12 protein-coding genes and 2 pseudogenes are annotated in these 13,161 nt (G+C 37.5%); all 14 read right to left on the bottom strand.

Going from position 1 to position 13,161, the window contains the following annotated elements; translation table 11 throughout:
- Positions 1 to 83 precede the first annotated feature (83 nt).
- The 14 genes and pseudogenes from tnpC to FYJ62_RS07195 all read right to left on the bottom strand — a co-directional run bounded on the left by tnpC (position 84) and on the right by FYJ62_RS07195 (position 12,870).
- A pseudogene (tnpC, locus tag FYJ62_RS07255) lies at positions 84 to 1,425 on the bottom strand (IS66 family transposase).
- Positions 1,382 to 1,618 (bottom strand): IS66 family transposase, encoded by a 237-nt coding sequence (locus FYJ62_RS07250; protein ID WP_154549041.1) that lies wholly within the window; start codon positions 1,616 to 1,618, stop codon positions 1,382 to 1,384. The pseudogene tnpC and the gene FYJ62_RS07250 overlap by 44 nt, the downstream one beginning before the upstream one ends.
- A 55-nt stretch (positions 1,619 to 1,673) precedes the next feature.
- A pseudogene (gene tnpB, locus FYJ62_RS07245) lies at positions 1,674 to 1,850 on the bottom strand (IS66 family insertion sequence element accessory protein TnpB); the annotation flags it as partial.
- Between the two features lie 81 nt (positions 1,851 to 1,931).
- A complete protein-coding gene (locus tag FYJ62_RS07240) occupies positions 1,932 to 2,156 on the bottom strand; it encodes a hypothetical protein (protein ID WP_154549070.1) in 225 nt (74 codons plus the stop codon).
- On the bottom strand, positions 2,128 to 3,879 hold the full coding sequence (locus FYJ62_RS07235) for an IS1634 family transposase (RefSeq protein ID WP_154549040.1): 1,752 nt from the start codon (positions 3,877 to 3,879) through the stop codon (positions 2,128 to 2,130). Before FYJ62_RS07235 ends, FYJ62_RS07240 begins: the two co-directional genes overlap by 29 nt.
- A gap of 147 nt (positions 3,880 to 4,026) precedes the next feature.
- Complete coding sequence (tnpB, locus tag FYJ62_RS07230; protein ID WP_154549039.1) at positions 4,027 to 4,197, bottom strand: IS66 family insertion sequence element accessory protein TnpB; 171 nt, start codon at positions 4,195 to 4,197, stop codon at positions 4,027 to 4,029.
- The gene (locus FYJ62_RS10650) at positions 4,190 to 4,363 is read right to left on the bottom strand and encodes a hypothetical protein (RefSeq protein ID WP_195837414.1); all 174 of its coding nucleotides are present in this window, start codon (positions 4,361 to 4,363) and stop codon (positions 4,190 to 4,192) included. Before FYJ62_RS10650 ends, tnpB (FYJ62_RS07230) begins: the two co-directional genes overlap by 8 nt.
- A 138-nt stretch (positions 4,364 to 4,501) precedes the next feature.
- Positions 4,502 to 5,584 (bottom strand): glycosyltransferase, encoded by a 1,083-nt coding sequence (locus FYJ62_RS07225; RefSeq protein ID WP_154549038.1) that lies wholly within the window; start codon positions 5,582 to 5,584, stop codon positions 4,502 to 4,504.
- A 104-nt stretch (positions 5,585 to 5,688) separates the two neighbouring features.
- The gene (locus tag FYJ62_RS07220) at positions 5,689 to 6,810 is read right to left on the bottom strand and encodes a glycosyltransferase (protein WP_154549037.1); all 1,122 of its coding nucleotides are present in this window, start codon (positions 6,808 to 6,810) and stop codon (positions 5,689 to 5,691) included.
- 45 nt (positions 6,811 to 6,855) lie between these two features.
- Complete coding sequence (locus FYJ62_RS07215) at positions 6,856 to 8,307, bottom strand: flippase (RefSeq protein ID WP_326832013.1); 1,452 nt, start codon at positions 8,305 to 8,307, stop codon at positions 6,856 to 6,858.
- 45 nt (positions 8,308 to 8,352) lie between these two features.
- A complete protein-coding gene (locus tag FYJ62_RS07210; RefSeq protein ID WP_154549036.1) occupies positions 8,353 to 9,300 on the bottom strand; it encodes a glycosyltransferase family 2 protein in 948 nt (315 codons plus the stop codon).
- 444 nt (positions 9,301 to 9,744) lie between these two features.
- Positions 9,745 to 10,935 (bottom strand): hypothetical protein, encoded by a 1,191-nt coding sequence (locus FYJ62_RS07205; RefSeq protein WP_154549035.1) that lies wholly within the window; start codon positions 10,933 to 10,935, stop codon positions 9,745 to 9,747.
- Between the two features lie 33 nt (positions 10,936 to 10,968).
- Complete coding sequence (locus FYJ62_RS07200) at positions 10,969 to 11,676, bottom strand: acyltransferase (protein WP_154549034.1); 708 nt, start codon at positions 11,674 to 11,676, stop codon at positions 10,969 to 10,971.
- Positions 11,677 to 11,919: 243 nt separating this feature from the next.
- Positions 11,920 to 12,870, bottom strand: coding sequence for a DUF6625 family protein (locus FYJ62_RS07195; protein WP_154549033.1), 951 nt, complete (start codon positions 12,868 to 12,870; stop codon positions 11,920 to 11,922).
- Positions 12,871 to 13,161 lie beyond the last annotated feature (291 nt).

Here is a 13,161-nt window from a genome sequence, read left to right as displayed (position 1 = left end):
ATATATTGTGAGTATCCAATAGCACGATACATCAGAATACCATCCGAGCAATGCTAAGATGGGATTAATCAGTTTATGGGACTTTACTTACAGTGGAGCTGAACATTCTCAGGCCATGGTAAATAGGCTTCCAGACGCTGACTATCTAATAATGACAGCTCATTGGACAGCTTATCTAGAAGATAGTTGATGTATTTGAATTGATCCAAGCCATTTTGCTTGGCGGTTTCGAGTATGCTCATAATGATGACCATGGCTTTGGCGTCAGTGCTGCTCTGTGAAAAGAGCCAGTTCTTGCGTTCCATGACAATCTCTTTGACTGTTCGCTCTGCTCTGTTGTTGGACAGTTCAAGTCGACCATCTTTTAGACCGTTCATGAACTTGTCCATGTGCTTTATGCAATACTGGAAGGCTGTCTCTAGCTTGCTGGAAGGCAACACGAAGATTGGCTTCTTGGGGCGCCAGTCGAAAAACTTCTTAAGCAGAGGCTTTAATTCAGACTGGCGTTTCTTGTATCTTTCTTCAGCTGAAAGGTCCTTCCAGGAGCACTCAAGGCTAAACATTTGATCACAGTAGTGGATCCTGTCTGACAACTGAAGTTGCGTCGGACTCTCTGGCCTTGTCTTTAGGCAAGGAATCATGGAATTTTCGTCTTGCATGAGCCATACAGCCTACAAGAGTCACATCCTGTTGGCTTAATCGTAAATAGCCAGGGTATTGATCACAATGAAGGTATCCGCTGAAGCCTGCTAGGAAATCCCATGCTTCGGCGCCTTTTCGTGATCCATGGTGATACAGGACAATCGGCTTCTCGGCATGCTTGCCTGACAAGAAGGTCCAGACGTAGTCTTTAGCTCTCTCGCTGTCTAAGACTCGATATGGCGTCTCATCTGCGTGAATTACATCCTGCTTTAGCAGCTCTTTTCTCAAGAGCTCGTAAAGGCTGGAGAGGTAGTACTCGCAAACTTTGATATGCCAATTCGAAACCGTCTTGTGATCAAGCGGAAGGCCCATGCACCTCAAGTCCTTTTCTTGTCGGTAGGCAGGAACCTTGAGAACGTACTTCTGATAGATCGTATTTGAGATCAAAGAAGCTGAGCCAAGACTGTTGGTTAACGGAGCCTTGGGTACAGGTGCTTTGATAATCTTGTCAGTTGGTGCCTCATCACTGCAGTGCTGGCACTTGTAAGAGTGCTGAATGTGGTCGATTCTCTTAACCTGGGCTGGAATGTAGAGCAGCTCTTTTCTGGCACAGAAGCTGCCGATCTCTTTCAGTTCGTGCTGGCAGCTTGTGCAGGTAAGATCATCCAAACGATGATGAACCTCCCCGCCTGGCAGAGAGTCTAAGATGTCCTGCTTTCCGCCGACCTGCTTGCGTCTCTTATAGGTAATAGTTTCGGTAATGCGAGGGCAAGTCCTTGTCATCTTCACCACCAGTCTTGTATTCATCGAAGAGACTCAGCTGGTTAGTATTGGCAACGTTCTTTTCGGAGGATTTTCCGTAAAGCTTCCTGGTCAAATACTCAACTTGTTCAGTAAGGAGGGCGACCTGCTTGAGCAACTCTTCGTTAGTTGCTTTGAACGTTTCGATTAAAGCTGAAGTGTCTTTGTCGGTCATAGTTGTTCTCCCTCCTTGATTCATAATCATAAGAATACTAGAAAAGCTCGTGAAATCAATACGATTCACGAGCTCTTGCGATATGAATTTTAGGATCGATGGTAAAGCCCTGCATCAAGCACATGACTTGCTCATCAGAAAGCTCTCGCACTTCGTCTTCATTGTTTGGCCAGGCCAGCTTCCTGTTCTCAAAGCGCTTATAGAGCAGCCAGAATCCCTGGCCGTCCCAATATAGTGCTTTGAATGCTAATTTCCCAGAATTTTACAACTCAAGCAAAACGGCTGACAGATTTTCTGCCAGCCGTATTTCTTTTTATGCATGACTTTCTAGAAACGCGAGAATTTCGGCTTTGGTTCGGGTACTTTTATCAACAGCTTTTAGTAATTCCTCCTTCTCTCGGTGCTTCTTGAGCTCATAGAGGGCATCCAGCTTCTTCGACGCTTTATCGCAGCGCTCTTTAAGGCGCCGGAGCTGTTCTTCTGTTTGGGAGATCTCGGCCTCAATTGTCTTAATACTCTTCGTTCTCGGCATCTTCATCATCGTCTTTCTGTTCTTCTGGCATTGCGGCGTTCCTAATGTCTTTTCCAATCAGTCTTGCCTGTCCCTTGATCCATTCTTCGTCCAGTCCAAAGGCGCCTAGTATTACTTTCTGGGTAGCTGTGACTGCGTGATCTAGCTTATAGTTACCGCTCGGCTGGCGTATCAGCTCAATCTTTTCAAGCTCTTTCAGTGCTGAAGGCACGCTCAGATAGTTTGGCTTGCCCGGCATTTCGGCTTTGCGCCTTCTCAAAAGCGTGTAGATTCTTGCCCGGATTATCAAAGCGATGAACTGAATGAAGATCTTGGCTTCGGCTGCTTGACTGCTTGCGACTCTGAATGAGCGATTGCCAAGGAAGGCCTTATCACTGCCAAACAGCTTCTCTGAGATATCGCGGCTCTTGTAAAGATTCAAGGCTTCAGAGGCCGTCATCTTTTCGGAGGTCACGATCGCGAAATAGCCGCACAGCTGCAGCTCTCGTTCGATGACATCTTCCCGTTCCTCGTAGCCATAGAACTTGTCTTTGTGGTAGGTGAGCTTGAAATAATGCTCGTATCGCTTTGGAAGCTTGTATTCTCTGCCTTTTATCTTGTCCATCTCGGCTTCCATTCGGTCCAGATCAGCTTCCAGTCTAGCACGCTCGCTAGCCTGCTTCTTGGCCTTGTAGTAGATGTGGAAATAGCGGTCAGTGTCGTCATCCGCGTACAGCTTGGCTTTAACCGTTATGCCATAAGTCCGGTAAGCCTTGATGGAGCAGGCTCTCTTTGATTCGAATTCGCCCATGTGCTCCATGATCAAGCCGTGTACAAAGGAGGCTCTGCCTTTAACCATCATCACGAAATCATAGTCGCATGAGTCCATGAATTGAATATTGGCCTTACTGAAGTATCCACGATCAAGGATAAAGCCTATCTTCTTATAGCCGTAGCCACGAATCTTCTCCAGCATGTATTTCAGCTGCGAGACATCCACGATACTGCCCGGATAGCTCTCGTAAAGCAGGGGCTTCTCATTGGTCATATCATAAGCAATCGAGTAGTTGATAATTGGCGCGCCAACATCATTCTTAGGGTGACCATATTCAGCCATCTCAATATCTCCAGCCTTACAGTTCTTGTTGGTGGAGTCATAGGAAACGTAGATTTTCTCATTCTTATCGTGGGTGGCGTTCCAGCTGTTCAAGAAGTCGACCCTGTCATTGTCATCGATCTCGCGAATGAAGCGCGAGATTGTAGAGTCGCTGTAAATCTTATTCTGCGGCGTCATTAATGGATGGTTGTAGGCATAATCCGGGAAGTGCTGAGCCACGTTGCTTTCTGCGATAACTGAATAAGCAGCCAGGTCAAGAAGCAGTCCTTTTCCCCGGTCATCCCAACGCTTCAAGTGTTCAGCGAGCTTGTAGTCTTCGATGATTCGTCTGACTACAGAGAAGGCACCAATTTGGATACAGCTGCTTCTGGATTCATTGACTGGTTCAGCCGCCGTTCCTTCGGCAGGAATCTCAACGTCAGGGAAGAATTTTTCGAAGTTAGGGTTAGGAAACATCATTCCCGGATGATCCGGGTCAGCTTTCCCGATGGTCGTTCTTCGGGCGACGTTGTATTTCTTCTCGGGAAGGTACTCTCTAGCATAAGTGTATTCGATGTAGGTAGTCTTGCCCCGTTTATTTCTGGAAATTTTACCAGTGTTCTTAGGAATATTTACCAGGCAGTTGTAGTACATGATGGCCTCCTTCATTGAGTATTATATCATACTCAAATTATAACATAGAAAAGCACATCAATGCAAGCAAAGATGTGCTAAAAATACAGTATTTTTGCGGGTTTAAGGCACTTTCTCAGAGGACTTGAGTTTGATTGCTTTGGGAAGTTAGCATTTGAAGCGATCTCTTCGGCTACCGCAAAAGAGAAAGACGCATCCAGAGAAGAGATCAAGATTGAAGTTCTTCTTAACTATGTAAGCAAGCGAATCAATTCCCCGGCGCATGTCGGTATTCCCACAAACAATGAACACTCGACCTAATTCAGCCAGATTAATCATGGCTCAAGAACCTGTCCACGACTTCGATCATGAGCTCGTTAGTGGCATCACTGTAAAATGACAGCTCAACCCCTTTGGACTTCAGATTAAGGATAAGTCTGTTCCTTATGGACCTCTTAACTCTGCCCTTCGGCAGCTCGAGCGGTACGATTGGATGTTCAGTCATAATATCGTGTTCCTCCGTATTCAATTGTTAAGGACAGTATATGACTATTGAACAAGAGTTGATAGATACCGCGCTATTGGGTGCTTACGACTTACTTTACATTTGAGTTGTAAAATCATAAGAAACATAAACTGCAAATTATCTTCTTAATTTCTCCACATAAAGATTATACAAGTCATCTGCATTTTTAACAGCGTCATAACCTTTAGCCGCTAGACGCTTAATATTATCATCTGACTCACTATCACGTGATGGTAATTCTGTCTTTTGAATCGCCTCGCCCCATGCTTTAGGATCCAACGGAACAAATTCTAGCTTACCAGTTAAGTCACTTTCTCGTGAAATCTTGTCTGACAAAATTATTGGAAGACCATTTGCTGATGCTTCAACGACGACAAATGGTTGGCCTTCGAATCGAGACGGTAAAACAAATATATCTATAGCTGAAAGATAGTCAGGAACATTGTTAACAGAACCTGTAAAGGTTACCCTATGAGTTAATCCTAATTTCTTAGTCTTAGCTTTCACTTCTTCGAAATCATGACCTGCCCCAATCATCACTAACTTATACTTTTCTGGTAAATCCTTTAATACATCAAGCAAGAATGCTTGATTCTTCTGCTCATTGAAATAACCTACATGTCCCAATAGAACATCTTTAGATTTCACACCTAACTGTTTTCGAATATTATCATGATTGATCTGGTTATAACGATAGTCATCCAAAAAAATCCCATTATCTATCACAGTAAACGGCTTATTACCAAAAAGCCACTTACCAGAGGCTTCATTACATGCAATTTTCATATTCACAAACATATTGAAAGGGATTCTTAACAGGTTATGAATTCGTTGATGTTCTGTCACCGTATTATGGCTATGCGCAGCTCGAATTTTTACACCCGCAAAAAATGCAGCGGCTAATTCAATAGACATAATATTACTACTACCGTTAACATGCACAACATCAAATTTCTCATGTCTGAGCACTCTCAACATTTGGTTGAAATACTTAACAGGATGCGAATTTCGATCTGGGATTTCAAACAATTGAACATTACTTTCCGTTAATTTTTCTTTGATTCCCTCATCAACCTTATTCGGTGCAAGAACTGCTACCTTTACATCCGGTTTATTTGCCAATAGCTTAGCATTATTAATAATAAACGTTGATATACCATTATCTGCCAGCCCAGTTGAATTAACTAAAAGAACCCTCATACGCACTCCAAACTTTGCTTTACTATTTATTCTTTAAGTAGCTATTTTATAATTTCCTACAATCTACGAAAGGATAAACGGCATTAAAGCCTTAAAAATATACTCTAAAGCGTATCGATCTTGTTAATTTCTGAATCAAAATCTATTTCATCTTTCTCAATATTTACCTGAAGTTTTTCCCGCAAAGCCGAATCCGAATATACTTTTTCGATAGTATCAGCCAAGGATTCAGCATTTAACTCACAAATCAAACCATTTTTTTCTTCCTCTATTTGCTCAACATTTGATGGGATATTCGAAGCTATAATTATCTTCTTCAGAATTCTAGCTTCTGTAACAGCTACTGAATACCCCTCATGTCTAGATGGCTGTATATATAAGTCAGCTGCTTTTACATAAACATATGGATTATCACGCCTGCCGAGTAAGGTGAAAACATCTGAAACGTCGTCTCGAATAATTTGCTTCTCCAATCTCTCACGATCGCGACCATCGCCTACACCATACCAATGAAACTTTATCCCCTTGTTTTTTAGAACTGCAGCTGAAGAAATCGCCACATCATATCCCTTCTGTTCAGTTAAACGGCCAACAGTCACGATATTAAAGTCTTTAGGATTTAACTCATCTGGATATCCCTCATTAGCTTTATCAACCACACGTTTCTTGTCAATCACATTATAAATAACTAACGATTTTGAAGCGTATTTAGGATATTGCTTATCAAAAGACGTTTTTATAGCCTGTGATACGCAACAAATCTTATCAATTTCATCAAAATAACGTTGACTGTTTACTACCCAAGGCATTTGCTCATCATGAAGCCAAACTGCTTTATGACTAGCATTTACTTTTAATGCTAAATAAGCTGTAGTGAAAGCACCATATCCGTAAAAATCAATCGCTAAATCATACTTTTCACTTGGCGCTTGAGTATGCTTAGCAAGTAAATCATAAATGCCAATATTCTTATTAATATGAGCCTTTTTAATAACCTTGCCAGGTAAGGAATACATAGAGGCAAGAGAATGATAAAAGCTATTGTCAAATTTAATATAGTTTAGCTTTACTTTCTTATTTAATCGATATTTATATTCATCATCCTTATCCAACAACAACAAAGATAGATCATATTTTTTTGAAGATAAGTGGTTTATGAACTCAATCATAGCAGTCTCAGAACCGCCACCACCTAAAGACTTAGCAACAATCAGCATTTTTTTCATAACAAATTACCTATATCATCGCAACCACATTCATAGTGGCACTATCTAATAAAATCGTAGTAGAACACGCTCTAATACATCTAGTGCAAATTTATTTTTCAGCCCAATAAGTATCAACGCATATTCTACAATAGATAATACAACATCAAATAAGATGACCATTACTGTAGAATCAAACAATACATCACCGGCAAAGCAAATGATCACTATAGACATCGCACCTAAGATATATGTAAAGATTGCTTTCCAAAATCTGCTTTTATACAATCCCTTAATTATATCCCTGCTATAATACATTCCTAAAAACATAGAAATTGCTTCTGACAATGATGTTGTTATCGCCGCAGCATTTTCTTTTAAAGAAGGCATTAATAGCAAATTCAAAACCAAATTAACTACTGCACTTAGTACAGTTATGATCAAAACCTTGTTTTCGCGCTTTGCCGGTATCAAAACACAACTAGTAAAAATCCAGCTAAAAATTGAAAAAATTAACGCTGGACATAATAAGCGCAACGAGCTAACAGCCCTAATATATTTAGTACTCGACAATAGTATTACAATCTGTGGAGCTAACATATAAACTCCGACAGCAGCGGGAATTGATATCAAGGCTAAAGCGTCGGATATCTGTAACAATAGCTTACGATACTCTCTATATCTATGACGCCCCCAAAGCAATGCAAATCTAGGGATTGTAACAGTTAGTATTGCTGCAATAAGTTGCTTAACGATATTGTACATCTTTGTCGAAACAGAGTAGATACCTACAACGTAGTTGTTATTTATTAATCCCAATAACGTTGTATCTAGACTTAAATATATTGTCGTAGCAACAGACGAAGCAAAAATTATCAGTATTGGTTTAATATGCTCTTGCCAATCTATATTAAAAGTAAACCTAATTGTACAAAATTTCTTAGCATGCAAATAGTTCAGTACATTTGACCCTACTGCAGAAAAAACAGTTATTCCAGCATAGTTTAAGTAATCACCAGGTCTTCTCACAAATACAAATAACATAACAATGGAAAGTATTTTAAACACTATACTTCTGATAGTTATATATGTATATTCTTCAAAAATACTATATATCCATTCCGTACCTAGTGTAGTAAAAAAAATTTGAATACTAAAAATATAAATACATGCGGAATAGCTCTGTACCTTCGGAAAAATGAGGACACATAAGAATAGCAGGATATATGAAACTACAGTAGATAATATATTAATCGAAAAAACTTGACTCGCAAAAGCACTAATTTCATTTCTATCATTCCTAAGCTTAGCGCCTTCTCTGACTGCATATGTCGCAATTCCCAATCCTGCAAGCAACAGGAAGTATGATACAAAAGAATTAGACCAATTATACTTTCCAAGTTCTCCTACGTTTAGGACTCGAGATACATAAGGAAAAGTGATAATGGGGAATATGATATTTAAAACACTTCGTAGCCCGTTTAAAAACGCATTTTTCCCTAATGATTTTCTTTTCACGTTATCCTCTTTCTTTGCTTGTTACAGTTAGATAATGTCTTTACCTTATCTTTTTTCAATAAGCCCAATAAAGTCAAATACTAACTTATTGTAAGCAAATGTTGCAACTTCAATTTTGTATCTCATGGAAAGGTCCTTCCACTGCTTTTTGTGTGATAAAACAAATTTTCTCATAACCATATATTCATCATCTGTTCGATCATATCGATGCAAGTAAGCAACTACAGACATTATGGTTTCCCGAAAAACCTGACTACTTCCTTGAGGATAATTAGCTTCAATATAATTAAAAAACTCCAGCATCACCATAGCAACATCTTTATATTTCCATTTTTCATTGCTAAGTGATACGCCGCTGCCGTCACGTCTATATCCATATAAATCATTATTTATAATTACAAAACTATTCGCTTTGTCATAAGCTTTATAGCTGAAAATTATGTCTTCACACATTTTTATATTTTCTGGAAATGTAATTGCATTATCTATAAGCATAGACTTCCTAAAAATTTTATTCCATGGATAACTAGCATATTTTTGATTAAGCAAAGTTCCAATAGCTTGTTGTTTACTGATAGATCTATCGCTGCTCTTTTTTAAATTATGAAATTCGATATTATTAATAAATTCTTGATAGCCAAAAATTGTTATATCAGCATTATTCTTGTTTACTTCTTTCCATAATATATCAACTGCGCCAGGATATAAGACATCGTCACTATCTACAAACCAAATCCATTTTCCTTTAGCAGCCCTTATTCCATAATTTCTTGTTGCTGAAACACCACAATTTTTTCTATGGACGACTTTTATGTTATCACTTTTTTTAGCATATTTTTGGCATACTTCTAAGCTACCATCTGTAGACCCATCATCTATTAAAATTATCTCGAAAACATCTTTGCCATTACATTCAATAATCGAGTCTATACAATATGATATATATTTGCTTGAATTATAGACTGGAATAATAATGCTAATTATACTGTCCATATGCTTTTTCCTAAAAACTATCTTTCACGTATCTGTGCTTTTAATCATACCTTTTGTTAGCTATTATCAACTATAGCTAAACTTATTTGAGCAGTGGTTCTAACTTAGAAAACGAATATCACAACTTCATTTAAACCATTAGGCAGAATATGTATTACAACAAATAACTCTCAAAGAAGTTAAAACTGACCATCCATATTTTAGCATGAACACGCATAACAAGGGAATTAGAGTTAGATCTCGATCTAGTAGCTGCACTGTTGATCAAACACCGTGATATCGTTAGAGAACGTCCCTGTTCCTTTTTCCTTATCAAGCACTGTAATCTTATACTTGACATATGAAGCCGTACGAGGCCACTGCAGACCAATCCGTGTATGAGAGAGAGCCATAGTCAATCTCCAAAATAGAACTACGATACAATTCTCTGCCTAAAAAAGCTTTTTAAAATAGAACTACATTTCTTTTTGTTGTTACCTGTAAATTTGAATATATAGCAACAAGTATTACGAGACCTATAAAACTAAGGCCTATAGTAATTTCAACCATAGCCAATAAACTGTAAACATCTAGCATGGCAATTATAGGAACAAGAAAGTTTTGTTTTCTCTTATCTGCTTGATGAATAGCGTAAATTGTCAATATAGCAAGAAATGCAAATGGAATCACACCCACTTGCAGTATAATATCCCAGAAACCATTTTGCGTATTGGGCATATTCAAATAATTCCCTATAACTTCATTCGAGCTACTAGGGCCATATCCCCAGAGCCAATGGCCTGACATTAAAAAAGGCAGTTTCTTATAGATATTAATGCGTCCTGTCAACGTAGTGCTTCTTCCAAGAGAGCCTATAAAAAAGTTTTGATATACTTTAGTTTCTACTATATAAACGTAATTATAAACTGCCATAAATGACACTATAGATATTGCTATCCAAAGTAACGGCTTTCTTGTAATTTTTTTAGGAAACAGAAATACAAAAATAGCAAGGAGTAATGTCCCTGTAACTCCAGTAATACAATCCACTAGCAATGAAATAATCAGTGTATATAAAATCAGTGCTATAGTAATTTTTTTACTCGTCTTGTTATTTAAATCTCCCTGAAAAATATAAAAAGCTACTGCTTCTAAATGCGTGTAAGAAACACTAAATTTCCCATTTAACAAATAGCCCTGCGTAACCCTAAGTGTTGCTATCCTAGGAAGAAAAAGCACATCGTTTAGCACACAATATATCAAAGATATTATAAACAAATTTTTAGCAAACTTTTTGCCGTCACCTATTTCTACAATATAAACTGCAGATACAAAAAAAGCTGCTATTCGTAATATATAATATATTCCTGCTTGCCATCCATTAATTTTCGTGTGATTCGGACTGTTTAAATATGTTGAATATAACGCTCCACCCAAAAATAGAAATAGCAAAAGCCAAATTACTATTTTTGGCCTATTGCTACTTGATTTCTGAAATAGTATCAGTGAAATAAAAAAACTAATAGCTATCCCTACTACATTTATCGCTTTCTGCAAAGAATCAAGGGTTAGACTTCCAAATGCCAAATTAAATGCAAGAAATGATATGAAGAATTCTATTAAGCCATGCTTGTTCAGTACAATTTTATTGTTCATCTATCAATTTACCCTAAACACTATGTTTTGCTATCAGTCTTGCTTTTTTAAGCAATAATCCAAAAAGTCCTGATAACTTTTAAACATAGGATTATGTTCCCTTAATATCTTGTTGCTTCGATCATAATTTCTCATCAATTTCATCTGGCTTTTGAATTCCGGTATATCATCGGTTTGACTAAATAAAAAGAAATATTCATCTAACTCAGACTCTGGAGGAACAGTACCATGCTTTGCAATGTATTCTTGAACTACCGTTTTTGCTTCTTCTAATTGTTTCCTATCACGCTTATTTTTAAACTCCTCTAAAGTCATTAACTTTTTAGCCGGATTACCAGCATAAACAGAATCACTATCAACATGACCACTAACGACAGAGTTTGCACCGATCACTACATTATCGCCTATTTGGCTACCACCTAAAATAGTTGCCCCCCAACCAATAAAAACATTGTTACCGATAGTAGTCTTCCGCTGGTTTCCATATATATATCCATACTTTCGCTTTAGTACGCTCCAGCTATAATCATGTGTCAATATTGTAACTGGGCCTGTTATTTGAACATCGTTACCTATTGACAATAAATGCGGATTCTGGGTGTCGATAGATGTATTGAAAGGTCTAAATATTTCAACATTATCTCCGACAGAAACTCCAACCTCTTTTAAATGATTAACATAATCTTTGCTACTAGCTCTATATCCAATAAACATTTTTTTTATGCTCATTATTATTGACATACTGGCCACCTCCATAATGATTTTTTTGAATCCATATAGGCTTCATTCTAGAATACAGCAATTTCAAATCTAACAAGCCCCCCATTGTGACAAATAAACCGCCTGGTTATTCCGTTATGGCATCCTGCACCGGAACCATCTAGTACACCACTTGAGTCTGCTCTCCCTATCTATTGTCGGTCGTGACAAAGATGGATTTAAAAATTCTGTCCCCTTATCTTTCTCGATCTTGAGTTTACTGTTCTAAATAAATTTTTTAACTTTCCATTTCCACATTAATCTAAATCGATGGAAAGATATATTTTTCTTTTTCATTTGTGTTAAAGCAGCTATAGTCGTTGGCAACGAATCAATTTCTACAAATTCGTTAGGAATTATTTCAATCATGCGGCTATCAATGTTAGCACTAACTTTCATTTTACGTTGTTGTAAATGGATATACATTAAATCAATGTAATGTATTTCCTTAGAGTCAGTATAATACAAGCGTAGCCCATCTTGATTATCCCAAATTATAACCTGATTTTTTCTTCTTGGTTGAAGCTCAAACTTTCGATTTTTTAAAACTACTTGTGTAAACGCTGTCGGTGTTACGCTTACATTATATGACCAATCAGCTGCAAAAACCTTCTTACCATTTTGCAAGAAAATGTCATTTATACTTAAACTATTTTTTTGTGAAACCTCATCAAAAACAAAAATGTCTTCTGACGTCAGCGCTTCTTTATATGGAAATGAACCATCGATTTTTTTCATAAACATCCGATTATTCTCGAAAGTGTTTTTGAAAATAGTCATATGTCCCAACTCGAATAATTTGTCATATTGATTTAAAAAATCGGAAGATAAAAAATCATCTAACTTTCCCATGATAGTATCAATATCACAGTAACCCCAAAATGGATAGTCTTGTATTAAATCTTCAAAAATGTAGCCATACGTTGGTTTATAATCACATAATTTATATGGAGTAGGTAACTCTATTCTAAAATCAAACTTAGACTGTATTCTTTGCCTTAAATCTTCAAAACTCATATCAATTTTCTGAACATTTTGAGGCCAACTATACGAAGTTTTGTCGTCTGTTACAATAATCCATTTGAAATTTTTGTTGAGCTTACAACTATTTAAAAACAGCTGAAAATAATTCGGAAGCTTTCCAAAATATGGTACAATAAACGCTACTTTTTTCATATAACACCTAAGCACATTAGTTATTATTCCGATATGACATTTTTATATTGAATACGTTTTTCGCATTGCCCTTTTTACAAGCTTAATTTTTTTTGGACAATAGATACAACAACTTACTTTGCTTTTTTCTTATTAAAAACAAAAATGCTCTTTGTTTAAAACCTTGATATGACCCCCGAAATTAGGACACTAATTTCGGGGGTTATTTTCATGACTAAATACACTAAAGAAATCAAACTCGCTATTTACCACGAATGGGTAGACGATCATAGAAGAGGCACCTACCTCAGC

It is taken from the genome of Lactobacillus porci (genome assembly GCF_009695985.1).
GTDB lineage: Bacteria > Bacillota > Bacilli > Lactobacillales > Lactobacillaceae > Lactobacillus > Lactobacillus absianus.
Note: the sequence above shows the minus strand (reverse complement) of the source record. Positions and strands in the feature narration are given on the sequence as shown.

Coding starts and splice junctions, on each gene's coding strand:
- FYJ62_RS07210 (WP_154549036.1), bottom strand. CDS start 9,300: ATGGACAGTATAATTAGCATTATTATTCCAGTCTATAATTCAAGCAAA.
- FYJ62_RS07205 (WP_154549035.1), bottom strand. CDS start 10,935: ATGAACAATAAAATTGTACTGAACAAGCATGGCTTAATAGAATTCTTC.
- FYJ62_RS07235 (WP_154549040.1), bottom strand. CDS start 3,879: ATGTACTACAACTGCCTGGTAAATATTCCTAAGAACACTGGTAAAATT.
- FYJ62_RS07240 (WP_154549070.1), bottom strand. CDS start 2,156: ATGAAGATGCCGAGAACGAAGAGTATTAAGACAATTGAGGCCGAGATC.
- FYJ62_RS10650 (WP_195837414.1), bottom strand. CDS start 4,363: ATGACTGAACATCCAATCGTACCGCTCGAGCTGCCGAAGGGCAGAGTT.
- FYJ62_RS07200 (WP_154549034.1), bottom strand. CDS start 11,676: ATGTCAATAATAATGAGCATAAAAAAAATGTTTATTGGATATAGAGCT.
- FYJ62_RS07225 (WP_154549038.1), bottom strand. CDS start 5,584: ATGAGGGTTCTTTTAGTTAATTCAACTGGGCTGGCAGATAATGGTATA.
- FYJ62_RS07250 (WP_154549041.1), bottom strand. CDS start 1,618: ATGACCGACAAAGACACTTCAGCTTTAATCGAAACGTTCAAAGCAACT.
- tnpB (WP_154549039.1), bottom strand. CDS start 4,197: ATGATTAATCTGGCTGAATTAGGTCGAGTGTTCATTGTTTGTGGGAAT.
- FYJ62_RS07195 (WP_154549033.1), bottom strand. CDS start 12,870: ATGAAAAAAGTAGCGTTTATTGTACCATATTTTGGAAAGCTTCCGAAT.
- FYJ62_RS07220 (WP_154549037.1), bottom strand. CDS start 6,810: ATGAAAAAAATGCTGATTGTTGCTAAGTCTTTAGGTGGTGGCGGTTCT.